We start from the raw sequence: 23,290 nt of genomic DNA on the forward strand, positions 1-23,290 counted from the left end.
GGCTTATCGGATCTAGTCGCGCAAAAGTTGAGCGAGCGAAACCCTTCCATACCGAAGAGATACCTCGTCGTCAGCCTCTATCTCACCTGCGGCCTCTGCATGAATATCAGCGCAGCGTCGGACGTCTTCCTCGATTAGCTTCCATTTGTGCGTTGCGGTCGAACGTTTGACCCACAGCTCCCTCATTTCAGACGCCGCTGCCTCGGCCTCTTCATGAGCGATGCGGGCATCATCGAGCACGTGGCATCTAGAAGCGACCTCAGCCGAAATCCGTTCAATTCCAAGATGGTGACGGTCGAGCGCAGCGCTAGTCAATGTCTCGAGCGACATCAGCTCTCCGTAGAGTGTCGCTTCGACCCGTGCGCGATGTTGCTGTGCGACTGCAAGCTCCTGGAAGGCATTCTGTACAGCAAAGGTGGCCGTGTGCCGCTCCGCTTCCTTCAACGAAAGCTCCCTAAGTGCATTACGCTCATGCATATCCTTTAGAAGCAATAGCTTCAAAACGTGAACCTGATTCACGCGGTCAGACGCGACATCCATGCAACCGTTTCCTCAAAATCCGACGCCTCACCTTCGCTCTGGCGCAAAAAATCCCTCAGGTCGCCAATCGTGGCGACTGCCCGGTCAGTCAACGGATCGCCGCCCTGCTTATACTCACCGACCTTGAGCAAAAACTCGGTCTCGGCATAGCGCGAAAGGAGATCACGGAAGAACGCTGCTGCCTCTCGGTGGGCTTCAGAAACGACCGCATCCATCACGCGGCTGCGACTCTGGAGCACGTCGATAGCCGGGAAATGTGATCGTGCCGCAATAGCGCGCGAGAGGACGACATGGCCGTCGAGAATGCCGCGCGATTCCTCCGCGATTGGATCCCCGGCGCCATCACCTTCGACAAGCACCGTATAGAACGCCGTGATCGAGCCGCGCTCACCCATTCCGGCACGTTCCAGCAAACCTGGCAGCATGGCAAAAACGGAGGGAGGGAAGCCCCGCCGGGTCGGCGGCTCGCCCGCAGCAAGACCTATTTCGCGCATGGCGCGGCAGAAGCGCGTCAGCGAATCCAACATGAGCGCTACACGTAGCCCTTGTTCGCGAAAGTATTCCGCCACTGCGGTCGCCATAGGAGCACACTGTGCCCGTTCCACCGCCGAGCGGTCGGAGGTTTCAACGACGACGATCGTACGGCGGAGGCCCTCCTCCCCAAGATGCCGCTCGATGAATTCACGAACCTCACGTCCACGCTCGCCTATGAGCGCGACGATGAAGACGTCGGCAACAGCACCCCTTACGATTTGCGACATTAATGTCGACTTGCCGCAACCAGGCTCGCCATAAATTCCGATCCGCTGGCCCTCGCCACATGTGAGGAGACCGTCAAGGGCGCGGACGCCCAGCCGGAATGGCAGCTCAACAATGCGCCTTTTCATTGGATTGGGCGCTTTGCCGTGCAGGGGACGAGTTTCGGAAGCTTTGATTTCGCCTTTGCCGTCGAGTGGTCGGCAACGACTGTCAATCACACGGCCAAGTAAATCGGGGCCCACTGGTACTTCACGCATTCGCCCGGTGGATACGACCTCTGCGCGGCTGGACAGGCCCAATAAGTCACCGATCGGCGTGAGTAGTACCCCATTATCCGACAAGCCGATCACCTCGGCTTCGAGCGACAGGCCGGTTCGCGTATCCTGTAGCAGACAAAGTTCGCCAATCCGAGTATCCGGCAAGACAGCGTGGACAAGGGTACCCACGGCGCGCGTGATTCGGCCGCGCACGGCACGCGTGTCGATTTGCTTTACTATAGACCTCAAAGACGAGATCGTCGGATCGGGAGCCAAGCTACGGGTGAGATTAGTATGCTGTGGCATCGGGGGGATCACCATTCGCTCACTTCCGGATCGGATCGAAAGCCGAGGCGCAGCGCGCGCATCTGTGCGTCAAGTCCAAGCTCGACATTGCCATACTCGCTCCAAAGCACGCATTGTTGCGGTGACAATGTCGGATCCGGATCAACTCGGACCCTCGGCCGGCCCTCCCGTCCGTCACATTCAACAAACGCGCGCGCGAGCAAGTCGACCTGCTCGGGATGCACATGAAGGCAAACTTCCGCGCCGCTATAGTTACGTTCGATTGCGTGACGGACAGCCGTCACCAACAGCTCGCTCTGATCGAAGGCGCCTAGAAGATCGCCTATTATCTCTAGCACCAGCTGTGGCAACTCCTGCTCCAGAACCGCCTTGCGTCGCGCAACTTCGGAGACCGCCCGCGCGATCAGCCGGGCCGTTTCCTCGGCGCCTGTGTTCAAGCCCTCGGCATGGCCCCGTGCCCGCTCACGCTGATAAGCGGAGCGCGCCCATCTGCGGACCCGCTGCCGATGCCGTTCCGCGGCGTCACGCGCTTTTGCGGCGCAATGCCAGATCTCGAGCTCACTCGCTGGTATCAGTGGTCCCATTGGGCGCATCTGCGGCGCGAGGGGAGGTGCGTAGACATCGGCTATCATGTAGCCCGGTTCTCCGTCTCAAGATGAGCTAGTACAAACGGGAGCAGCTGGCCAGAGGCCTTACTGTGTTCGGGCGCGGGATTCTCGGCGGTCGTCCCGAGGGGCAACCGAAGGAGCACGCGGTTACGGGCAAGCGCTGTACTGCCATTGAGCCAAGCACCAAGGCAGGCGTGTCCATCGTGGTCGATTTGCTGCGCTAGTTGTGCAGGATCAGAACTCCAGCTGGTTGCGATCGCATGCGCGACATGTCGGATGCCAAACGCGTGGACATCGGCGCCGATATGCTCGATGAGCGCGGCAAGGTGAGACTTCGAAACAAGCTTCAGCAGCGATCGTGCATGCCAGACACTACCGGCAAGGAGGGCAACCCGCCGCGGGTCACGCCCGTCAAGAAGATCCGGCCCCCAGCCGCTTCCGCTCAAATGCACTTCATCGCCCAGCAGCAGCTCTGCCAATCTTGGTTGCAGCCTATGGCGCTTCTGCAACTGCATCAACGTCGCAGCGGACAACGTTGGATCAAGACGCGCAGCAAGACGAGTTGAATGGGCGGAAGCGGCAAGATCGCTAAGGCACGCGGAGCGCATTTGGAGCGACTGATCGGGTTCGGCAGTCAGTGTCGGCACTGGCATCGGGAATGTTAGCTCCGCACCGTAGTCGATGATCTTTTCGTGAATGGGTTCGACAGCGCAAGCACCGAGCGGCCCTCGGGCTTGGAAAGTGTGCCCGAGGGTTGCCTGTGCCGACGCCTTAGAATACTGGCTAAGAAATAGCACGTTGCTGCAAGTGCAGCCGCGGCACCACCCACCACGATGGCTAGATGTGGCGCCGGAACGAACGTAGGTGCTCGGGCCAAAACAGTCTCTGGATCGGACCGTTGCTCGCGCGCGGAGGGCTCGACTGGCACAAAGACCACTTCGACCTTTTCGTAGGACAGGCCTTCAATGCTGTCGGCGACGAGCATCTTTATCTTCGGCAGTAGAACTGAAAGGTTTGCTTTGGCGTCGTGCCGGATGAAAACTGCCGCCGAGGATGGCGTACCACCTGATCGCAACAGGTCGTTATTCGGCAGAACGACATGGACACGTACTGAGAAGACCCCATCGATGTCGTTGATGGTACGCGACAACTCCTCGCTCAGGGCATACACGTAACGAGCGCGCTCCTCAGTCGGTGAGGCAATCAGGCCTGATCCGCTGAAAATGTCGCCAAGATTCTTGAAAGACTGGCGTGGCAGCCCTTTGGCGTTCAGGAGTCCGATCGAGAACGCAAGCTGCCTTTCGTCAACCTGGAGCGTGCTGCTGCCATCCTTAGCGGCGACTCTGACTGCGTCAAGCCCGCTATCCATCAAAAGCGCGAGCATCTCATTCGCCTCGCGCTCCTTCAACCGCGTGTAAAGGTCCACCTTGCAACCACTCAGACCGAACAGAAGTGGCAGCACGACGAGACACAACGATCGCCGACCGAACGAGCGGCTATGCAGGATTCTGTCCTGTGCCAAGCGAGTCATGTCTACCGTTCATCCCTGTTTTATGAGCGTATTCACAGACGATGTTATGCCGCTGACACCCTTGGAAATGAGAGCAACCTCGGTGACGCCATAGTAGAGATCCCGTAGTTCCGCAATAACCGCGCCGAAATCCTGCCCTATCGGCGTTCCCGGCGCCGCACCTTCGGCAGGGAGCTTCTGCGCCGGCCCAGACAGAGCGCTCTTTTCGAGGCCTAGCTGATTGTCATGCACGGCAGCAGTAACTGAATCGAATCGGGAGATGGAAGAAATCATCTCGAACACGCGGTCGCCCCAGGGGTTTGTCTGCGCAGTCGTGCGTTGAACATCCAGGTGCGGAGAAACTGACGCCACACTTTCTGGGCGCGATATGGTGTCGTTCTTCGTAGAGGCGGCTGCCTGCACTAGTGCGCGCTCAAATTGTGCCAGCTCGCCCAACGACGGCGATGCTGGTGCGGGACAAAACTCGGACGGACTGGCAGAGATTGACGAAACAGGCATCATCATGCAAGGACTCAATTGGTTTCTCCTTCGCGTGAAGTCAGTCCAGCCGGTTGTCACCCGCTGTTGGTTCAATACCTAGAGAGGTGAGCTGACGACCAGCTGACGAGAGCGCGTTTATGACAAAAAGGGGTGCCTTCGCGACTTTAGCGCATTTGAGCGTTTAAGCCCTTGATTTGTCAGGACGCCATGTCAAGAACTCTGATCCCATCTACCATTCTGCGCAACCTGAAGAGAATTCTTTGGGTCGGTTTTGTCCTCTCCGTTGGGATCGACTCAACTCTCGGTTCCCCACTATCGCTTCCCTCGACACCCTATAGGTATACGGTTCTGGATCAGGATCTCTCTGCCGCGCTGCGGGAATTCGGAAATAACCTGAAGATCAGCGTTAACGTCAGCGCCGAGGTAAAGGGGCGGGTTCGCGCGCGGATGCCGGACCTGCCGCCGCGTGAGTTCCTCGACCGCTTGACCGAGCTATACGATTTGCAATGGTACTTTGATGGCCTTGTGCTTTACGTATCTGCTGCCAAGGAGGCACAGACTCGGATGCTTGTGTTGGCCCCGATTCGCTTCGAAGCAGTTAGGACAGCTCTCGATGACCTTGGCATATCCGATGACCGCTATGTTGTGAGGCCTGCGCCGGGGAATGGCCTCATCTTGGTTTCCGGTCCACCTCGCTTCGTCGCGCTTGTGGAACAAACGTTCAACAGCCTCGTGGCGGAGGCGCAAGCACAGCTTCAAGCAGCGGCGCCGACGAGACAAACCGTTCTGATATTGTTTCGGGGCTCCTCCGCCACAGTCGTGCGTGATGGACAACCGGAGGCCTCGTATTTTTCTAACGGGCAGCAACAGGACGGCGTGAAGCGTGAGCCGAGCCAGAAGTGACTGGGTACCCGCAGCTTCCGGAGAGACACTAAGTGGTGCATCCGGCATGTTCAGGGGGTATAATCGCGGCTTGCTGGCCTGCGGGCGGGAGGTGACCCATGACACCGATCTGCTTACGGGATTTGACCGTTGAGGAGTGTGCACGGGTCCAGACTTTGGCTCACGCGCGCACCGCTCCGGCTCAGATGGTGCAACGGGCTCAAATCATCTGGCGCGCCCGTCACGGCGAGAGCGCATCCGCCATTGCCTCTCGCCTGGGCCTGGATGTCGAGACGGTGCGAAGGCGCATCCACCGCTTCAATGCAGAAGGAGTGGAGGCCCTGAAGGATCGGCATCGCTCCGGACGCCCGCCCACCTATCCGCCTGAGCAAGCCGCCACCGTGATCGCCACGGCGCTCACGAAACCAGAGACGCTCGGGCTGCCGTTTGCCGCCTGGACGCTCGACCGACTGGCCGCCTACCTGCACGAGGTCAAAGGCATTGCGATGCAGCGCAGCCGCATCGACGAGATCCTGCTCCAGGAGGGCTTGCGCTGGCACAAGCATGAGACCTGGTTCGGCGAGCGGGTCGATCCGGCCTTCGCGGAAAAAAGGGGGCGATCGAAACGCTCTACACCGCACCGCCTGCGGGCAGTTGTGTGATCTGCCTCGACGAGATGGGACCGGTGAGCGCCAAGAGCTATGCCGGCCATGCCCTGGTGCAGAACCGGACGCGACCAGCCGAGCGGGCGAGACAGGAGATCGACTATGGCCAGCGCGCCAAGGGTTATGTCTTCGGGGCCTTCTGTCCGGCCACGGGCGCAGCGTTCACGCATCCCTATCCTGGTCGCGGCGGCGCGCACTGGATCGACTTCCTGGAGCACGTTGAGACTTGGGTCCCGAGGACGACCGAGCGGGTGTACGCGATCATGGACAACCTGAGTTCGCACCGCACGACCGACGTGTTGCTGTTTCTGCTCGCCCATCCACGCTGGGAGATGGTGTTCCAGCCCAAGTACGCGGCTTATCTCAACCTGATCGAGCCGTGGTGGAAGATCCTGCGCTCGCTGGCGTTAGCAGGCCGGCGCTTCGAGAGCTGGGACGAGATCATCGATGCGATCGACCGCGCCACGATCTACTGGAATGCGCATCGCCATCCCTTCGTCTGGGGTCAACGCCGCCGCCATCGGACCCGCCGCTCGCCTGGAATTGCCCTGCTGCCGAGGGCGGCATGACTTCCCGGATGCACCACTAAGTAGGTCTTCATAAGACTTGCAACGCAAGCACTGCGGGTGTTCCCTGGAGAGCATGCAACACCATGATCACTCTCCCGAAACGTGGCTCGACGAGGCGGATCGCAAGCGGCTTACTGCCGCGCTTTCTGGTGCCCGTGAGGCCCGGGTGTATCGCCGCCTCGAGGCGCTGCTGCTGGTGGCCGAGGGCCATCCCGTCGCCGAGGCGGCCCGCCGCTGCCGGGTCAACCGCTCCAGCGTGCACCGCTGGCTCGTCCAGTACCGAGCCGAGCATGAGGCCACGGCCCTGATCGACCGGCCGCGCAGCGGACGTCCCCGCCGTCAGCCGAGGCTCACGCCGCAGCGGCTGGCGGCGGCCCTGGCGCGCGACCCGCGCCGCTGCGGCTACCAGGCTACGAGCTGGACGGTGCCGCTGCTGGCCCACGACCTGGCCGCGAAGGGCCTCGCGGTCAGCCGCCAGACGCTGCGGCGGCGGCTGCACGAAGCCGGCTATCGTTGGAAGCGGCCGCGCTATGTCTATGTCGCGCGCGCGGCTCACCTGCCGCAGAAAAAGATCTCATGGGCCAGCGACCGCCGAACTGGTGAAGTAAGGCGGTCACCTCACCTCACCCTGGAGGCCGCTCATGTTCTCCTCTCCCTCAGCCGACGCTTCAGTCTCGGACAGCACCCACACGATCTATCTCGCCCTTGAACTCAGCCGCCGCTCCTGGCTGGTGGCGCTGCATGCCCCCGATGCCGCGAAGATCGAGCTGCATCGGCTTCCCGCCGGTGATGGACAGGCGGTGCTCGACCTGCTTGCCCGCATCCGGACCCGCGTGGAACGACGCACCGGCGTGAGCCCACATGTATCGTGCTGCTACGAGGCCGGCCGCGACGGGTTCTGGCTGCACCGCCTTCTCGAGGCGCACGGCGTCAGCAGCCATGTCATGGACCCGAGTTCGCTGCAGGTCGACCGCCGGGCCCGGCGGGCCAAGACGGACCGCCTGGATGCCCAGGCTCTGCTGCGGGCGCTGATGGCCTGGTCCCGCGGCGAGCCGAAGGTCTGCTCCATGGTCCGCCCACCGTCCCCGGACGAGGAGGATGCGCGTCGTCCGAGCCGCGAGCGGGCCACGCTGCTGCAGGAGCGCATTCGCCTGGTCAACCGGATCAAGGGGCTGTGCGCGACGCAAGGGATCGACGACTACGAGCCGCTGCGGCCGGATCGCCGCTCGCGCCTGGCGCAGCTGATCACGGGGGATGGCCGGCCGCTGCCGCCGCGGCTGTCGGCGGAGATCGCGCGTCAGCTCGACTGGCTCGAACTGGTCCTGCGGCACCTGGCCGAGGTCGAGACGAGGCGCGATGCCGACGCGGCGGCGGCACGAGCCGCGTCCTCGTCCAAGCTTGGGACCTTGCTGCATCTGAGGGGGATCGGCTCTGAGATTGCAACTGTCCTCGCCAAGGAGGTGTTCTACCGATGCTTTGCCAGCCGGCGCCACGTGGCTGCCTATGCGGGACTGACCCCCAGCCCGTTTGCGAGCGGCCGCCGCTCGCGCGAGCAAGGGATTACCAAGGCGGGCAACGCCCGCGCCCGCAAGGCGCTGATCGAACTCGCCTGGCTGTGGTTGCGCAACCAGCCTGACAGTGCACTCGCGGTCTGGTTCCGCAGCCGTGTGGGGTCGGCCACCGGGCGGGTCAGACGCATTGCAATTGTGGCGCTCGCCCGTAAGCTGCTGATCCTGTTGTGGCGCTATGTCGAAACAGGCGCCCTGCCAGCCGATGTGGCCGTGAAGCCCTGAACCCGCTTGCGCACTGGCGCGGGAGTGTCAGCGCGTGATGTCTGAGGGGAGTGCGACCGCGTTGTCCCCCCTGGCTGGAACAATGCCGCGAAAAAGAATGGTCGCGCTCACCCCGGAGCCCGTTCCCGACGCATGCGGGATTATGGTCAGGGCTTGGGCCCAACCGGATATAAGGTGATGCGGACGAACGGTTCGCATGAGCGCCATCGGGCTCAGCCTCGGAGGTCACCGCAAACTGTCGAATCCCGCCCTTGAGTAGACGGACAGTGTCGGAGCGAGTTGCCCTCGGGCAGTCTCCAGGATGGCTTGGAGCTTCGGCCGGCCCTCAAGCCCTGCGCCTGCGGCGCACCGCGAAGCGGCTGCGGGACTTGACCGCCCGCCTCGCCCAAGCTGAGAGCCGCCATGCCAGAATGGCAGGCTTTGAACTCGGCTTCCTTTGGTTCGACCCTGTCGGCCAGGTCAAACTCTGACTTCGATCCGGCACACCGCCTGCCAGCGCTTGACGGATCGGCCCATATAAGGGGGGATCACCCGACGCCTGAAGGCGGGCTGGCACAGGAGCGATCGGCTGCTGTGCCTCGACTGGACGCTGCTGCGGCTGTTTCCGCCGCTGCGCGCGACCTGGGCGCTCAAGGGCACGCAGGCCCTCGTGCCGATCACCGGCCGCAATGCCAAGCGGGTGCTGTTCGGGGCGATCGACTTGCAAAGCGCGCGTCGGGTGGTGCTGATCCGCACCCGTGCCGGTCAGGCCGATGCCCAGGCGTTCCTGCGTGCGCTGCGGCGCCGCTACCGCAAGGCTGGCTGGCTCTGGCTGCTCACCGATCGGGCGAGCGCCCACACTGCCCCGCAGACCCAAGCCCTGGCCGACCGGCTGCGCATCCGGTTCGTGTGGTTGCCCCGGCAGGCGCCCGAACTGAGCCCGATGGATCAACTCTGGCGCGAGCTCAAGCGGCTGATCGCGGCCAACCGGCAGGCGGCTTCCATCGATGCTCTGGCCGCCGAGGCCGCAGCCTGGGTGCTGACGCTGACGCCGCAACAAGCGTTCCGCAAGGCCGGCATGCTGTCCAAACGCTTCTGGCTCAGAAAGCTGTTGCAGAACTTTTGGCGACCTACTTAGCCGCAGCCGCCTCGTTAATGGATTCTTTGAGTTCGTCAGGTTCTCGAAAGCTGAGCCGGCCATGATGAGAGTCAAGACCTGACGGATCGCCGCCCATTGTGCGCTGGAACGGGAGTTTGGAGCCGTCAACAAACTGAGCACTCAAAGCACGGTCATAGAGAGACGGAATTGATGACGCGGCTAATGCTCATAATCATCAATGCTGGTGAATCCATTTGGTGACGCCCTTGTCGCGGATGCAACTTTACGTCTGAGGAGCCAGGATGCCAATCAATAACGCCAATAACGCTTTCTTGCAGTTCGCTCAGACTTCGTCGGAGCCAGTATCCGCGTTCATCAAGACTCAGCAGAACGCATCTCCCTTGGAAGAGGTGCTGCTCACGTCACTGCTCGAAGACAGGGCCCGTCCGTTCAGGCTCCCAGACCCGCTGCCGCGGGATCCCGCTTTATCGACGGGAGCATCTTCGCAGCAGTGTTCGGAATCGCTGTCGGATGTCGAGTCGGCGTTGGAGGACTTGGCGCAGAACCCATTGGACCTGCTGCCGCCAAATATGAGGGCAGCCATTGAGTCGATGGATCGGGACTGGCAAGCTTCCGAGGTCGCCAATCCTTCGGTTGCGCCGGCGCCCGTGGCAAGCGAGAGAATCACGTGGAATGGCGGCTCGCTGACCCAGGCCGAGTTGGAGATTGTAGCAGTGCTGAACCGCCACAAGGACCAAGCCCCACTCAGTTGGGAATCATTGGCGGAGAAAGCTAACGATCCCTCCACGCCCCCCGATTTGAAAGCGGCGATCGAGGGATTGCAGAAGGATCCAGAGCTGTTTTATGCGATCGGCTCGCAGGGCGATGGCCGCTGCGGCGGCAAGATCACGGCGAAGGACTTGTCCGGATTTTCCCGCCATCACTCCCAAGTTGCCGAATTTCAGGACAAGCAGGCGCAAAGCTACGTGCAGAACTACATTCCATCCGACAGCACTGGTGAACCGCAGCCGTCCGTCATGACCCGGAGCGATGCATTACGCGAGCTTTACCGGTACTCCGAAAACCTGCCCGAGAACCTGAGTCTGGCTGAATTCGAGAAGATCGTCGAAGGCGAAGCGAAGACTGGCAAGTGTCCGCCCCAGGTCATTGCTGCAGCTCAGTACTTCGTCAGCCACCCGGATCAATGGAAGCAGTTGTATGGTGGTGGAATAGACAAGGTGCACAAAGAGGACTTTCTTCAAGTCGCTTCATCGTCGATGAGCCTCACGCGTACTGAGCTTGAGACCTTAGAAACGATCAATAGCAATCAGGACGCCTTCTTTGGAAGCGGTGACCTGACGCGTGACAAGCTCGCGACGATGGCGGAAGACAAGAGCCTCACTCCGAAAGTACAGAAAGCGGCCTCTCAGCTGCTCTCAGATCCTCTACTGTTCAGTCAGCTTAACAATGCCATTACGGGCTATGAGACCGATAATTCGTTCTTCGACTTCGGCGGGGGCCACACCGTCGATTCCGGTGACATCAGCAAAAACGACTTTGCTCGGTTCTACCAAAGCATGTCGTCGGCGAACCGCACGGTCCAGCAGTCAAAGACCCATGTGCCCGAAACCACTGCGGAACAGGACGCGGTTTCGAATATGCTGGCGGGCCGGACGGACCAGCCTGACACCAAGTCACCGAAGAAAAACGGTGGGGCCTTTATCCACGCCGTCGGGGACGCGCTCAAGATCGTCTCGCCAGTTCTCGATTGGGCGGCGACGGCGGTGGGTTTATTGAGCTTCGTTCCAGTCCTTGGCCAAGTGGCCGATGCCGTTTCAATGGCGCTTTCGTGCGAGGCGCAGGCGGCAAATCTTCTCCGCACAGCCATTACCGGAGGCAACATGAAGCAGGCGCTGATAGAAGCTGGAATCAATATCGGAGCGCAAGCGCTCAGCCTTGTCGCAGGGCCGGAGGTAAAGTTAGCAATTCGCAATGGGCTCGTCAAAAAAGTGATGGAAGAGGCCGCGGCGGCTGGGATCGATCTGTCGATTTCCACGGCGCAAACTTATGCCGAAGACTATTTAAGCAACCTGGAAGCACGCCTTGCGGCCTGAGCCTCCAAAGCACGAGGCAGATCGGTACAATACCCTTGTTCTTGGTTCGGCTTTTATTCGGCGGGCAAAGTACGTTCATGTTTGGCCTTTGAGAAGGTGGTGCAGCGCGACAAAGGGAGCCAGGAGACAAATTGCGCGGGTCAAAGCATAGTGAACCGGCAACGCCCTACGATTGTGTTTTGGAAAGGCGAGTGCGGCAGAAAGTTGTGCGGCGCCGCCAACTCCATTGCACCCTGGTCGCCGGTTATCGTGGATGCCGGCAATAGGCGAGCCAGCCCCGGATGGTTATGCGGTCTTTGAAGAGAGATGAGACTACCAGGCGCTACGCCGCTTGCTCTTCTGGGTCAGCCGCGGGTTCAATGGCCAGGCGGCTCCGATCCTGCCCTGTCGGGTCGCGCAAGGTAGCGTGGCCGCGCGCCCGCGGCAGGTGTTTCGCAGGTACAGGCGAGTGGCCATCGGAGAGGCCCCACCTTATGGGCACGGCACGTGATGGGATTTGCCCCGCATTAGTGGAGAGCGGTTTGTTTGCTATTCGGCCGGCCTTTCGAACTGAACCAGACTGACATAATCGAGTGTCGAATGGCGGTGGGCGGGTTGTAAAAGTAGAGTAGGCGGCTAGCGAGTTGCCGTCGCCGGCACTTTTCCAACCGCCTCTCCCCGAACCGGGCTTGCGCTGTTAGGAGCACCCGGCTCTCCAGTGTCCTCCACAACCGCAGAGCGGTTGTGGATGATTCCCAACACGGTTTTGGCGTTTCGCATCTCGCGTACCTCGCCGTTCGGGTTTCAGGACACCTGCCACCCTTCCCCATGTGGACGGCTTTCCCGTCCTCAGAGTACTACGGTGGCTCCGTCGCCCTGCGCCTCGCGGCGCGGTGGGCGATCCCATATTCCCTTGATGCTGGACGTCCCGAGCGCGACGTAGGTGCCTCGTCCGTCTCCTTGAATGGGGTTATTCCCCATCGTCCATCGCGTGGAAGGTTCGAGCGACGACGGCTTTGCCGCTCCATCGCGGTGGCCCCGACCTCAGACGCTGTGTCGAGGGATGTACATTTGCATCACTGGAGGCTGAGGTTCGAGCAATGCGGCTCTCACCTTATCGCGCGGGCCTTGCAGACCATGGCCGTAAGCGTCTTCGGACCATTTCCGCTTCGACGGCATGCTACTGTCCCCTTTGGTTTTGACCGCCAGGTAAGCCGTTGGCCCAAGGGTCATTTCTTCCAAACCCCTCCTTTCTGCGAAAGGGATCCAGCGCCAGGTGATATGGCGCACGCCGTCGATATAACGCCCAATCGCATCCTTGGCCGCAGCTCGTGTCTGGAACACCGTGCGCCAGACCAATTCGGATTTCAAGGTCTTGAAGAAGGTCTCGACAGCGGCGTTGATGCTCCTATAGAGGTCAAGAGGTTGAAGAGACGGCCGCGAGAGGCCTGCTGGCGCGGCAGAGATAGCCGAAGATCTCCCGTGCAACAAAGCGCTTCAGACAGCGAATGATCTCCATCTTGCCCTTACCCTCTGCCGTTCGCTTTCGGACGTAGTCGCGGGTGGGAGAATGGCTGCGCATTCGGCTAATGACCACACGATACAGAGCGGCGTTGGCCTGACGGCGGCCGCCGCGGTTGAGCCGGTGCCGCGAGGTCTTGCCGCTCGAGGCGGGAATGGGACAGGCCCCGCACAGTTTGGCGAATGCCGCTTCGGAGCGAATACGCTCAGGATTATCGCCCACCAGGATCAACATCTCGGCGGCCGTGCCAGTCGCCATCCCATGAGCCTCCTTCAGAGCTGGGGCGTAGGCGGTGGTCAAAGCATCGAGAGCGGCATCGTGGCTCTTGATCTCAGCATCGAGCATCAGCCAGCGTCGGGCGAGAGCGCGCAATGTTGCTTTGGCGGAGGCTGTCGGGTCTGTCATCCCTCCTGGCCGCAGGGCTGGGAGATGCCGGATCAGCGCCATCGTGCCGGTGAGCCCCTCAAGGCTCTCGCGCAAGGCAGTGGAACTATACCGGAATGTGATGGAGTGGATGCCCCCTCCTGACGGCATCACAATGTGCCAAGGTGGTGATCTGAGGATCATTCACAAATGGAGAGGGCATCCGTGACAGACGTTAACATCATTGGTCTCGACCTTGCAAAGCGTGTCTTTCAGGCGCACGGCGCCCGCGCCGATGGGAGCGTGGCCTTTCGCCGGAAACTGACCCGCCAGCAGGTTCTGACGTTCTTCTCCAAGCAGCCACGTTGCATTGTTGCGATGGAGGCCTGCGCCACAGCGCATGACTGGGGCCGCGAACTTCAGGTTCTCGGGCATGAAGTGCGGCTCATCCCGCCGGTCTATGTAAAACCTTTCGTTAAGCGCCAGAAGAACGACGCGGCGGACGCAGAGGCCATCGCCGAGGCGGCGGCACGCCCGACCATGCGGTTCGTCACAGTCAAAACCGAGGAACAGCAGGCGCGAGCGATGGTCTTCCGCACGCGGGATCTTCTCGTGCGCCAACGCACGCAGCTGATCAATGCGCTGCGGGGGCATCTCGCCGAGCACGGCGTCGTCGCGCCACAGGGAACAGCCAAAGTGAAGCTGCTCAGCGATGTGATCGAGGACGTCAACACGACCCTTCAGCCACTGGTCGTCGAACTCGGTCGCCTCTATCTCGACCAGATCGCAGCCCTCGACGGCAAGATCGCGGATCTCGAGAGGGTGTTGAAACGCGAGGCCGCGCGTGGGGTGACGACGTCACGCCTGCAGACCATGCCCGGGATCGGGCCGATCACCGCAATGGCGATCGAAACCTTCGCACCGCCGATGGAGAGCTTCAGACGCGGACGCGACTTCGCCGCCTGGCTCGGGCTTGTCCCGGTCCAGCACTCCACCGGCGGCAAGCAGGTGCTCGGGCGCACCTCGAAGATGGGCCAGCGTGATATCCGACGTCTGCTCATCATCGGCGCGATGGCTGTCGTCAAGAGCGCAGGGCGCAAGAGCGCGCCGGAAGGCTCCTGGCTTGCCCGCATGCTGGCGCGCAAGCCGAGGATGCTCGTGGCCATTGCGCTGGCGAACAAGATGGCGCGGTCCGCCTGGGCCATGCTGACGAAAGGCGAGGACTTCAGAGTTCCGGCAGCAACGGCGTCGTGATCGGGAGATCCGGCATCGATCCTGCCGGTGCGTCAGGCGTGTGAGGAGGTCGAGGAACAGTAAGGGCAAAACGATCGGTCAGATCGGGAGCAGGAAAAGCATTATCACCCAAAGAGCTTCGCGCTCGGGAATTTGATCTGCACCTGCTCCGCGTATCTCCATACCGGCCAGCGGCATGATCATGGCCGCAACAGAAGGCCTGATACATGACCGCACCCGATCACATGCCGAAGCTGTTCAGAAATCCCTTGCGCGAACGGGGGCATCCATACATGGGTGATGACGGATTGAGAAAGGCGACGTATCGAGGCGGGTGTCGAGCCTGCCAGAACCTCTCCAGGAGAGCGATACGTCATGAACGAGACTACCAGCATTGTCCGCCTTCGTCAGCCCGACACGATCGACGATCCCCTGACCGATCTTCTCCGAGCCGGCGCGCGCAAGCTGCTGGCCCAAGCCATCGAGAGCGAGGCCGAGGCTTATCTGGCCAGCATGCGCGATCTCAAGCTGCCGGACGGCCGCGAGCGCCTGGTCCGGCACGGGCATGGCCCCGAGCGCATGCTCCAGACCTGCATCGGCCCGGTGGCGGTCCGCCGGGTCAAGATCCGCGACCGCGGCGCCACGGATGATGCCGACCGCATCCGCTTTACCTCGGCGATCCTGCCGAAATGGGCGCGGCGCACCAAAAGCTTGGATGCGCTGCTGCCGATCCTGTACCTGCGCGGGCTCTCGACCGGCGACTTCCAGGAGGCGCTCTCCGCCCTGCTCGGCCAGGATGCGCCCAACCTCTCGCCCTCGGTGGTCACCCGACTCACGGGCGAATGGCAGGGCGAGTACGAGCGTTGGCAGGCCCGCGATCTCTCGGCTCGGCGCTACGTCTATGTTTGGGCCGACGGCGTCTACCTGCAGGCCCGGATGGCGGACCAGGCTGAATGCATCCTGGTGCTGATCGGCGCCACCCCGGAGGGCAGGAAGGAGCTGATCGGCTTCCAGGCCGGCGTGCGCGAGAGTGCCCAGAGCTGGCGCGAGCTGCTGGTCGAGATCAAGCGGCGGGGTCTGTCGATTGCGCCTCACATTGCTGTGGGAGACGGAGCGCTGGGCTTCTGGAAGGCGCTCGACGAGCTCTTTCCCGGCACGCATCATCAACGCTGCTGGCTGCACAAGACCGCGAACGTGCTCAACAAGGTGCCCAAGTCCGTGCAGCCCGGCATGAAGGGGGCCCTGCGGGAGATCTATCTCGCCCCGACCCGCGCTCAGGCCGAGGTCGCCCTCGATCTGTTCGAGGACGCCTATGGCGCACGCTATCCGAAGGCGGTGGAGTGCCTGCGCAAGGACCAGCGGGCGCTGCTAGCCTTCTTCGACTGGCCGGCTGAGCACTGGATCCATCTGCGCACGACGAACCCGATTGAGAGCGTGTTTGCGACCGTGCGGCACCGCACCGTGCGCACCAAGGGCGCGCTGTCTCCAACGACTGCTCGCCTGATGGTGTTCAAACTCATCATGGCGGCTGCGAAAAGCTGGCGCCGGCTGATGGGCGAAAATCAGTTGCCGAAGGTGATTGCCGGTGTCAGGTTTAAGGACGGCGCCGAGATCACAACGACGCCAACACACAACGTCGCCTGATCGACCCCATCACCCACCTTCCGGTTTAACTCGGCAGTGGGAGCGTTGATGATGATCGTCTTGAGGGTGACCATCGCCTGGGTGCGGCTCTTCACGGCGGTGTCGCGCGCCACCTTGAGGTGGCGGATCATCTCAACCGAACTGGTGCCCGACTTGGGAGTTGCACGGGCTTGGCCACTGAGAACGGCACGAGCCGCGTTCTCGGCATCCAGTGGATCAGTCTTGCCATGCTGGTGCCGGATCTGGCGATTAGGTCGGTTGACCTCAATGACGCGATGGCCCCTCTCCTGTAGGAAGCGCGACAAGCCAGCCCCATAGGACCCGGTTCCCTCAATGCCAAAGGCTCGGACGCGGCCCAATGAATGGGCCCAGGCCTCCAGCTCCTGATAGCCTCTACGGGTCGCCGGCAGAGTTATCGCGCCAAGGCGGCTCCCCAGTCCATTGATAGCAACAGCAGCATGGGCTTCATTGTGGGTGTCGATGCCGATAATGACCTCGGCGGGATCGGTGTCATGCATTCCTGGTCCTCCGCGGGTGAGGCCCTGGCGGGTTCCTGCGGGCGGACAGGACTGTGACAGGACAAGGTCCCTCAAGCTCCTATCAAGTCACGCGACAGCAGACTGCCAGGTGCCGCCCGGAGGACCGACACGTCAACGCAATGACACGCGGTCAATCATAGCAAGGGTCAGGCCCTCCGAGCGGCTCTGATATTCTCACGATCATAACAGTTGCCTTTGCCGGACATCGAGATCCGGATGCTATGCTTCTTCAGCTCCGCCTGATACTCGATCGAACAATACTGGCTGCCACGGACGCCCTTCTGTTTGTCAAGCGGTGATCCGAGCCTGGTTGATCTCCTTTTGCCGCTGGCTGATTAGGGTGAACACCTCGCGCGCGATGTAGCGCTTCAGGCACCGGATCGCCTCAAGCTTGGAGTGGCCTTCAGCGACGCGTTTAGCCATGTAGGCCTTGGTTCGCGGATCGGTCCGAAGCCTCCCGATCGCAATGATGTGCAGAGCACTGTTGGCGGCTCGATCACCACCCCGGTTGAGACGGTGGCGCGTCGTCTTGCCGGACGAGGCTGGGACCGGGCTGACACCGCAGAGTGCGGCAAAGCCGGCCTCGGAATGCAAGCGCTCCGGATTGTCCCCCGCTGTCAGGAGCAACTGGGCCGCCCCTGCGTGACCAATCGAGTTCCGGGCCACGAGGTTGGGGGCAAGTTCATCGACAATGGCACCGATCATAACGTCCAAGTCGGCAATCTCATCGTGCAGTTCGACATAGCGGCGGCCGAGCGACTTGAGGCTGATCCTATAGGCGGAATCCACATTGCGGTAGTCAGTCAGGTCAGGCCGCCATGCCGCCAAGGTCCTGACCAGCTGCATGCGGGTCATCTGGCGCAGCGCCTCCCGCAACCCGTCCGGCGCGCAGACGATGGTGTTCTGGATCATCTGCAACGCGATGCGCCGCGCCACCACTGCTGTCTTTCGACACGCCTTGAGAACGCGCAAGGATTCGATCATGCCATCCCGGCTTCTGGGCGTGACGGTGCGCTTGCCGGCAAAGGCGGCATGCGCGGCGTTCTGAGCGTCGAGATCATCGTTCTTGCCCCGCTTGCGCCGGTCCGGTTTATCCGGAGCCGTGACCTCCAGAACTTCGACACCGGCATTCTGCATGGAGCGCAGCAACCCGGCGCCATAGGTGCCTGAGGCCTCAATGCCAACGCACCGGAGCTGTCCGAAGGAGCGCATCCAGGCGAGCATCTGCCGATATCCCTGTCGGGTTGTCGCAAAGCACTGGGTCCCGAGAACACGGTCGTGTTCGTCGACAACAGCGGCGACGTGAAGATCTTTGTGCGTGTCGACCCCGCCGACAACGGGATGTAAGACAACGTCCTGACCAACTTCCATACCGGCTCTCCTGGTTCGACCGTGGATCGACGGTTCACCACGACCGCATGCCTGGACAGGACAGTAATGCGACAGGATGTCAGGCCCTTCTTGGGTCACATGCACCGGTGAGGCAAACCTCACCGCAAGGCTCCCGGGCGGCCGACAGGTCCGAGGAAAGACACGGGTTGTGGTCGATCAGCGTGTGGGTCAGGCCACACCGGCGCCTTGCGATACCAGTGATGTTAGCCGGTCTATCGCCGTGAGGGTCAGGCCGCCCAGGAACACTGGCCTAAGCATACTTACTGTCCGCGTGGTGGGTCAGCCCCTCGCCGGGTCTTCGGATCGCCAGAGCCTTGCGCAGCGCCTCGAGCGCGAGTTCCTTGTGCAGCCGGTCACTCACCGCCCAACCAACCACCCGGCGAGCAAACAGATCGAGGACCACGGCCAGATACAGCCAGCCCTCGTTCGTCCACACGTATGAGATATCGGCGTTCCATTTCTGGTTCGGACGAGTGGCTGAGAAATCCTGCTCGAGCAGGTTGGGTGCGACCGGAAAAGAGTGATGGCTGTCGGTGGTGCGCGTGAACCGCCGCTTCTGCCGCACCTTGAGGCCGTTCTCCCGCATCAGCCGAGCGGTTCGACGGCGACCCACCGTCAGGCCCTCATCCTGCAGCTCGCGGGTGAGGCGCGGGCTGCCATAGGTCTCATGCGAGCGGGTGAAGGCCGAACGGACATGGGCCAGCAGAACCAGGTCCTCCCGCTGGCGCGGGCTGGCTGGACGCGATCGCCAGGCGAAGTAGCCACTCTGGCTGACACCGAGGACCTGGCACAGACGGGTGACGGGGAAGCTCTCTTTCGCCACATCGATGAACTGGAACTTCATCGACTTCCCTCCTTGGCGAAAAAAGCCGTGGCCCGTTTGAGGATCTCCCGTTCCTCGCGCAGAATTTCGTTCTCGCGCCGCAGCCGCTTCAGCTCGGCCGCCATGCCCTCCTAGCGCTCTACGGGCGGATCCTCGATCGCGCGCTCGAGCCGGCGATCAATCCAGTGGCGCAGGGTCGACGATCATGCGAAACACGCAGGTCGACAGGCCAACGCCGAGATCCGCGGCAATCGCCCGTCGGCTGCGGCCGCTGGTCAGAGCAAGCCGTACCGCCTCATCCTGAAACTCTGTCGTAAAGCGTGTCTGGGGCATGGGGATCCTCCTGAGTTGTAAGAGTGCTCTCCATTTTCCGAAGCAGGTCCAGTCGCAGATTAAGCCCTTCTCAAGGAGCCTGTTCGTCGCCCGGTCGAAGCTCTTCCGAGCTTGGAATCCATCGTGCCGCGTCAGCTACAGCAGGGCGATGACCGCCTCGCGGATCTTGTTCTGGTCGATCCTCATGCGGCTACTTTCCCACGACACGACCCTAGATTCCACAGTCATCGGCGCATGCGTATGTAGCCTCTGGACGTGCATGGCGTTCAAAGGCCGCCGATTCTCATCGGTCGGCAATCCTGCTCTGCGTGTGCTGGTACCAGTCCTATAATCTCAGCCTGCGCAATCTTGAGGAGATGATGGCTGAACGCCGCATCTCGTTCGACCATGCAACCATTCACCACTAAGTAGGTCGCCAAAAGTTCTGCAACAGCTTTCTGAGCCAGAAGCGTTTGGACAGCATGCCGGCCTTGCGGAACGCTTGTTGCGGCGTCAGCGTCAGCACCCAGGCTGCGGCCTCGGCGGCCAGAGCATCGATGGAAGCCGCCTGCCGGTTGGCCGCGATCAGCCGCTTGAGCTCGCGCCAGAGTTGATCCATCGGGCTCAGTTCGGGCGCCTGCCGGGGCAACCACACGAACCGGATGCGCAGCCGGTCGGCCAGGGCTTGGGTCTGCGGGGCAGTGTGGGCGCTCGCCCGATCGGTGAGCAGCCAGAGCCAGCCAGCCTTGCGGTAGCGGCGCCGCAGCGCACGCAGGAACGCCTGGGCATCGGCCTGACCGGCACGGGTGCGGATCAGCACCACCCGACGCGCGCTTTGCAAGTCGATCGCCCCGAACAGTGTGTTTCGGCATGCAATGTTGACCCTCTGAGACGGGGGATCGGCGTCCAAATTTGACCCCTGCGGCTGTCACGCGAGCACACTGCCTGTCCTGGATCAGGATAGGTGGCAGGGGATGAAGGGCGTGGACACGATTGCACGGATCCGACGCGAGTTCTTCGTGCGCGGCAAGACGATCAAGCAGATCGCCCGCGAGCTCCACATCGCTCGCAACACAGTCCGCAAGGTTCTGCGCTCGGGAGCCACTGAGTTCCGCTACGAGCGCGAACGCCAGCCTCTGCCACGCATCGGCCCCTGGAGGGAGGATCTGGATCGCCTTCTGGCGCTCAATGACGCCAAGCCCACTCGGGAACGTCTGACCCTGATCCGCCTCTTCGAGGAGCTGCGGGGTCTTGGCTATGAGGGTGGCTACGATGCCGTGCGCCGTTATGCCAGAAGCTGGCGCCGGGAGCAGTCCACCTCTGCGACCGCCGTCTTCGTGCCGCTGAGTTTTGCACCGGGCGAGGCCTACCAGTTCGACTGGAGCCACGAGGCCATCCTGCTCAACGGCATGCCGGTGACCGTCAAAGTCGCCCATGTCCGGCTCTGCCACTCGCGCATGATGTTCGTGCGGGCTTATCCGCGTGAGAGCCAGGAGATGGTCTTCGACGCCCATGACCGCGCCTTCGCCTTCTTCAAGGGCGCCTGCCGGCGCGGCATTTACGACAACATGAAGACGGCGGTGGACACCATCTTCATCGGCAAGGAGCGCGCCTACAACCGTCGCTTTCTCCAGATGTGCGGGCACTACCTGGTCGAGCCGGTCGCCTGCACGCCAGCCTCCGGCTGGGAGAAGGGTCAGGTAGAGAACCAGGTTGGGCTCGTGCGTGAGCGCTTCTTCACCCCGCGGCTGCGGGTGAAGAGCTATGACGAGTTGAATGCCTGGTTGCTCGATCAGTGTATCGCCTATGCCAAAGCGCATGCCCATCCCGAGCACCGCGACCGGACGATCTGGCAGGTCTTCGAAGCCGAGCGCGTGAGTCTGGTGCCCTATCCCGGACCGTTCGACGGCTTCCACGCCATTCCGGCCTCCGTCTCCCGAACCTGTCTGGTGCGCTTCGACTCCAACAAGTACTCGGTGGCCGCCAGCGCTGTCGGACGCCCGGTGGAGATCCGGGCCTATGCGGATCGGATTGAATGCCGCCAGGATGGCAGAGTTGTCGCGCAGCATGTCCGCTGCTTCGGCCGCGATCAGACGATCTTCGATCCCTGGCATTACGTGCCGGTGCTGGCCCGCAAGCCCGGGGCTCTGCGCAATGGTGCTCCGTTCAAGGACTGGATTCTGCCCGCTGCCCTTGAGCGCGTCCGGCGCAAGCACGCCGGCCGGGACGATGGCGACCGCCAGATGGTCAGCATCCTGGCGGCCGTGCTCAGCGACGGCCTGCCGGCGGTTGAGGCTGCCTGTGCCGAGGCTCTGAGTGAGGGCGTCTGGTCCGCTGATGTGATCCTCAACATTCTCGCCCGGCAGCGCGAGCCGGAACCGCCGCGGACGATTACGACCCCACAGGCGTTGCGGCTCCGGCATGAGCCGCAGGCCGATTGTGCCCGCTACGACAGTATCAGGAGGGCTGTGTGATGGAACGGACTGAGATCCTTGCTGCCATGGCCGACCTCAAGCTCTATGGCATGAGGTCGGCCTATGACGAGATCATCACGACCGCGGTCAAGCGCAGTCATGAGCCGCAGCGGGTGGTGGGCGATCTTCTGTCTGCCGAGATCGCCGAGAAGCAGGCGCGCTCGATCAAGTACCAGATGACGATTGCCAAACTGCCCCTGGCCAAGGACCTTGAGGACTTCGTCTTTGCCGGCACGCCGATCAATGAAGGCCTCGTGCGGGATCTGGCCGGCGGGGAGTTCCTGACCCAGGAACGCAACGTCGTCCTGGTGGGAGGCACCGGCACGGGCAAGACCCATCTGGCGATAGGGATTGCGCGAGCGTGCATTCGCGCTGGATCCCGCGGGCGGTTCTACAACGTGGTTGATCTGGTGAACCGGCTGGAGGCGGAGACTCGCGCGGGCCGGCAGGGCCGGATGGCGGACTATCTCTCGCGGATGGATTTCGTTGTGCTGGACGAACTCGGCTACCTGCCGTTTGCCCAATCGGGAGGCCAGCTCCTATTCCATCTGGTCAGCCGTCTGTACGAGCAGACTTCTGTGATCGTCACAACCAATCTGGCTTTTGGGGAATGGCCGAGCGTCTTTGGTGACGCAAAGATGACCACGGCCTTGCTCGACCGGCTCACCCACCACTGTGAGATCGTCGAGACCGGCAACGAGAGCTGGCGCTTCAAGAACAGAATCTAATCACGCCACAGAATGGCGGAATTGCCTCTATGCCCGGAGGGTTAGAATTGGATGCTGATCGAGGGTCATATTTGCAAGTCGATCGCCCCGAACAGCACCCGCTTGGCATTGCGGCCGGTGATCGGCACGAGGGCCTGCGTGCCCTTGAGCGCCCAGGTCGCGCGCAGCGGCGGAAACAGCCGCAGCAGCGTCCAGTCGAGGCACAGCAGCCGATCGCTCCTGTGCCAGCCCGCCTTCAGGCGTCGGGTGATCCCCCCTTATATGGGCCGATCCGTCAAGCGCTGGCAGGCGGTGTGCCGGATCGAAGTCAGAGTTTGACCTGGCCGACAGGGTCGAACCAAAGGAAGCCGAGTTCAAAGCCTGCCATTCTGGCATGGCGGCTCTCAGCTTGGGCGAGGCGGGCGGTCAAGTCCCGCAGCCGCTTCGCGGTGCGCCGCAGGCGCAGGGCTTGAGGGCCGGCCGAAGCTCCAAGCCATCCTGGAGACTGCCCGAGGGCAACTCGCTCCGACACTGTCCGTCTACTCAAGGGCGGGATTCGACAGTTTGCGGTGACCTCCGAGGCTGAGCCCGATGGCGCTCATGCGAACCGTTCGTCCGCATCACCTTATATCCGGTTGGGCCCAAGCCCTGACCATAATCCCGCATGCGTCGGGAACGGGCTCCGGGGTGAGCGCGACCATTCTTTTTCGCGGCATTGTT

Annotated in this window: 22 protein-coding genes and 5 pseudogenes; 14 read left to right on the forward strand and 13 right to left on the reverse strand. The window is 62.2% G+C overall.

Going from position 1 to position 23,290, the window contains the following annotated elements:
- Positions 1 to 12 precede the first annotated feature (12 nt).
- Genes U0023_RS28045 through sctL form a run of 3 tightly spaced genes read right to left on the reverse strand, consistent with a single transcriptional unit; the run spans position 13 to position 2,494 of the window.
- Positions 13 to 540 carry a hypothetical protein gene (locus tag U0023_RS28045; RefSeq protein WP_009488827.1) on the reverse strand — a complete coding sequence of 176 codons (528 nt, stop codon included), beginning with the start codon at positions 538 to 540 and terminating at the stop codon, positions 13 to 15.
- Entirely contained in the window at positions 516 to 1,862 is a 1,347-nt protein-coding gene (sctN, locus tag U0023_RS28050; protein ID WP_052600409.1) for a type III secretion system ATPase SctN, read from the reverse strand. The genes U0023_RS28045 and sctN overlap by 25 nt, the downstream gene beginning before the upstream one ends.
- A gap of 8 nt (positions 1,863 to 1,870) precedes the next feature.
- Positions 1,871 to 2,494, reverse strand: coding sequence for a type III secretion system stator protein SctL (sctL, locus tag U0023_RS28055; protein WP_009488831.1), 624 nt, complete (start codon positions 2,492 to 2,494; stop codon positions 1,871 to 1,873).
- Positions 2,495 to 2,730: 236 nt separating this feature from the next.
- Here sctL and U0023_RS28060 point away from each other — a divergent pair, with 236 nt between their 5' ends.
- Positions 2,731 to 3,036: a hypothetical protein gene (locus tag U0023_RS28060; protein ID WP_009488833.1), complete on the forward strand. Its 306-nt coding sequence runs from the start codon at positions 2,731 to 2,733 to the stop codon at positions 3,034 to 3,036.
- Between the two features lie 95 nt (positions 3,037 to 3,131).
- Here U0023_RS28060 and sctJ read toward each other — a convergent pair whose 3' ends face one another.
- Positions 3,132 to 4,001 (reverse strand): type III secretion system inner membrane ring lipoprotein SctJ, encoded by an 870-nt coding sequence (gene sctJ / locus U0023_RS28065; RefSeq protein ID WP_009488835.1) that lies wholly within the window; start codon positions 3,999 to 4,001, stop codon positions 3,132 to 3,134.
- A gap of 9 nt (positions 4,002 to 4,010) precedes the next feature.
- On the reverse strand, positions 4,011 to 4,505 hold the full coding sequence (locus tag U0023_RS28070; RefSeq protein WP_009488837.1) for a nodulation protein NolB: 495 nt from the start codon (positions 4,503 to 4,505) through the stop codon (positions 4,011 to 4,013).
- A 183-nt stretch (positions 4,506 to 4,688) separates the two neighbouring features.
- Here U0023_RS28070 and U0023_RS28075 point away from each other — a divergent pair, with 183 nt between their 5' ends.
- From U0023_RS28075 to U0023_RS28110, 8 genes are all read left to right on the forward strand, one after another.
- Positions 4,689 to 5,384, forward strand: a complete 696-nt coding sequence (locus U0023_RS28075; RefSeq protein ID WP_009488839.1) for a secretin N-terminal domain-containing protein — start codon at positions 4,689 to 4,691, stop codon at positions 5,382 to 5,384.
- 98 nt (positions 5,385 to 5,482) lie between these two features.
- A complete protein-coding gene (locus U0023_RS28080) occupies positions 5,483 to 6,025 on the forward strand; it encodes a helix-turn-helix domain-containing protein (protein ID WP_009488841.1) in 543 nt (180 codons plus the stop codon).
- 14 nt (positions 6,026 to 6,039) lie between these two features.
- On the forward strand, positions 6,040 to 6,597 hold the full coding sequence (locus U0023_RS28085) for a transposase (protein WP_040637796.1): 558 nt from the start codon (positions 6,040 to 6,042) through the stop codon (positions 6,595 to 6,597).
- 73 nt (positions 6,598 to 6,670) lie between these two features.
- Positions 6,671 to 7,306 carry a helix-turn-helix domain-containing protein gene (locus tag U0023_RS28090; RefSeq protein ID WP_245272843.1) on the forward strand — a complete coding sequence of 212 codons (636 nt, stop codon included), beginning with the start codon at positions 6,671 to 6,673 and terminating at the stop codon, positions 7,304 to 7,306.
- Positions 7,239 to 8,390 carry an IS110 family RNA-guided transposase gene (locus U0023_RS28095; RefSeq protein ID WP_009489212.1) on the forward strand — a complete coding sequence of 384 codons (1,152 nt, stop codon included), beginning with the start codon at positions 7,239 to 7,241 and terminating at the stop codon, positions 8,388 to 8,390. Before U0023_RS28090 ends, U0023_RS28095 begins: the two co-directional genes overlap by 68 nt.
- Positions 8,391 to 8,656: 266 nt before the next feature.
- On the forward strand, positions 8,657 to 8,860 hold the full coding sequence (locus U0023_RS28100) for a hypothetical protein (protein WP_154660886.1): 204 nt from the start codon (positions 8,657 to 8,659) through the stop codon (positions 8,858 to 8,860).
- A gap of 140 nt (positions 8,861 to 9,000) precedes the next feature.
- Positions 9,001 to 9,507 carry a transposase gene (locus U0023_RS28105; protein ID WP_245272851.1) on the forward strand — a complete coding sequence of 169 codons (507 nt, stop codon included), beginning with the start codon at positions 9,001 to 9,003 and terminating at the stop codon, positions 9,505 to 9,507.
- A 263-nt stretch (positions 9,508 to 9,770) separates the two neighbouring features.
- The gene (locus tag U0023_RS28110) at positions 9,771 to 11,582 is read left to right on the forward strand and encodes an HrpF/NolX family T3SS translocon protein (RefSeq protein WP_009488845.1); all 1,812 of its coding nucleotides are present in this window, start codon (positions 9,771 to 9,773) and stop codon (positions 11,580 to 11,582) included.
- A gap of 1,269 nt (positions 11,583 to 12,851) precedes the next feature.
- Here the strand turns inward: U0023_RS28110 and U0023_RS28115 are convergent.
- Positions 12,852 to 12,962, reverse strand: a pseudogene (locus tag U0023_RS28115) (IS3 family transposase); the annotation flags it as partial.
- A gap of 16 nt (positions 12,963 to 12,978) precedes the next feature.
- Positions 12,979 to 13,566, reverse strand: a pseudogene (locus tag U0023_RS28120) (transposase); the annotation flags it as partial.
- Positions 13,567 to 13,671: 105 nt separating this feature from the next.
- Between U0023_RS28120 and U0023_RS28125 the strand changes: the two are divergent.
- Both U0023_RS28125 and U0023_RS28130 read left to right on the forward strand, forming a co-directional pair.
- Entirely contained in the window at positions 13,672 to 14,700 is a 1,029-nt protein-coding gene (locus tag U0023_RS28125) for an IS110 family RNA-guided transposase (RefSeq protein WP_040637926.1), read from the forward strand.
- Between the two features lie 354 nt (positions 14,701 to 15,054).
- Positions 15,055 to 16,323, forward strand: coding sequence for an IS256 family transposase (locus U0023_RS28130; protein ID WP_322883806.1), 1,269 nt, complete (start codon positions 15,055 to 15,057; stop codon positions 16,321 to 16,323).
- A 32-nt stretch (positions 16,324 to 16,355) separates the two neighbouring features.
- Here U0023_RS28130 and U0023_RS28135 read toward each other — a convergent pair.
- The 4 genes and pseudogenes from U0023_RS28135 to U0023_RS35725 form a co-directional block, all read right to left on the reverse strand.
- Positions 16,356 to 16,841, reverse strand: a pseudogene (locus U0023_RS28135) (IS110 family transposase); the annotation flags it as partial.
- A 309-nt stretch (positions 16,842 to 17,150) separates the two neighbouring features.
- Positions 17,151 to 18,233: an IS110 family RNA-guided transposase gene (locus tag U0023_RS28140; RefSeq protein ID WP_009488349.1), complete on the reverse strand. Its 1,083-nt coding sequence runs from the start codon at positions 18,231 to 18,233 to the stop codon at positions 17,151 to 17,153.
- 286 nt (positions 18,234 to 18,519) lie between these two features.
- Positions 18,520 to 19,196: pseudogene (locus U0023_RS28145) on the reverse strand (IS3 family transposase); the annotation flags it as partial.
- 58 nt (positions 19,197 to 19,254) lie between these two features.
- Positions 19,255 to 19,410, reverse strand: coding sequence for a transposase (locus tag U0023_RS35725; protein WP_407667430.1), 156 nt, complete (start codon positions 19,408 to 19,410; stop codon positions 19,255 to 19,257).
- Positions 19,411 to 19,669: 259 nt separating this feature from the next.
- Between U0023_RS35725 and U0023_RS28150 the strand changes: the two are divergent.
- Positions 19,670 to 19,811: pseudogene (locus U0023_RS28150) on the forward strand (IS6 family transposase); the annotation flags it as partial.
- A 2-nt stretch (positions 19,812 to 19,813) separates the two neighbouring features.
- On the opposite strand, the gene U0023_RS28155 reads toward U0023_RS28150, so the two are convergent.
- Entirely contained in the window at positions 19,814 to 20,299 is a 486-nt protein-coding gene (locus U0023_RS28155; protein WP_009489217.1) for a transposase, read from the reverse strand.
- A 64-nt stretch (positions 20,300 to 20,363) separates the two neighbouring features.
- Here U0023_RS28155 and istA point away from each other — a divergent pair, with 64 nt between their 5' ends.
- The gene (istA, locus tag U0023_RS28160; RefSeq protein ID WP_009489216.1) at positions 20,364 to 21,863 is read left to right on the forward strand and encodes an IS21 family transposase; all 1,500 of its coding nucleotides are present in this window, start codon (positions 20,364 to 20,366) and stop codon (positions 21,861 to 21,863) included.
- Positions 21,863 to 22,591 (forward strand): IS21-like element helper ATPase IstB, encoded by a 729-nt coding sequence (gene istB / locus U0023_RS28165; protein WP_009489215.1) that lies wholly within the window; start codon positions 21,863 to 21,865, stop codon positions 22,589 to 22,591. Before istA ends, istB begins: the two co-directional genes overlap by 1 nt.
- A gap of 307 nt (positions 22,592 to 22,898) precedes the next feature.
- Here istB and U0023_RS28170 read toward each other — a convergent pair whose 3' ends face one another.
- Complete coding sequence (locus U0023_RS28170) at positions 22,899 to 23,102, reverse strand: hypothetical protein (RefSeq protein ID WP_154660886.1); 204 nt, start codon at positions 23,100 to 23,102, stop codon at positions 22,899 to 22,901.
- Positions 23,103 to 23,290 lie beyond the last annotated feature (188 nt).

The organism is Microvirga lotononidis (assembly GCF_034627025.1).
In the GTDB taxonomy this organism is placed as follows: Bacteria; Pseudomonadota; Alphaproteobacteria; order Rhizobiales; family Beijerinckiaceae; genus Microvirga; species Microvirga lotononidis.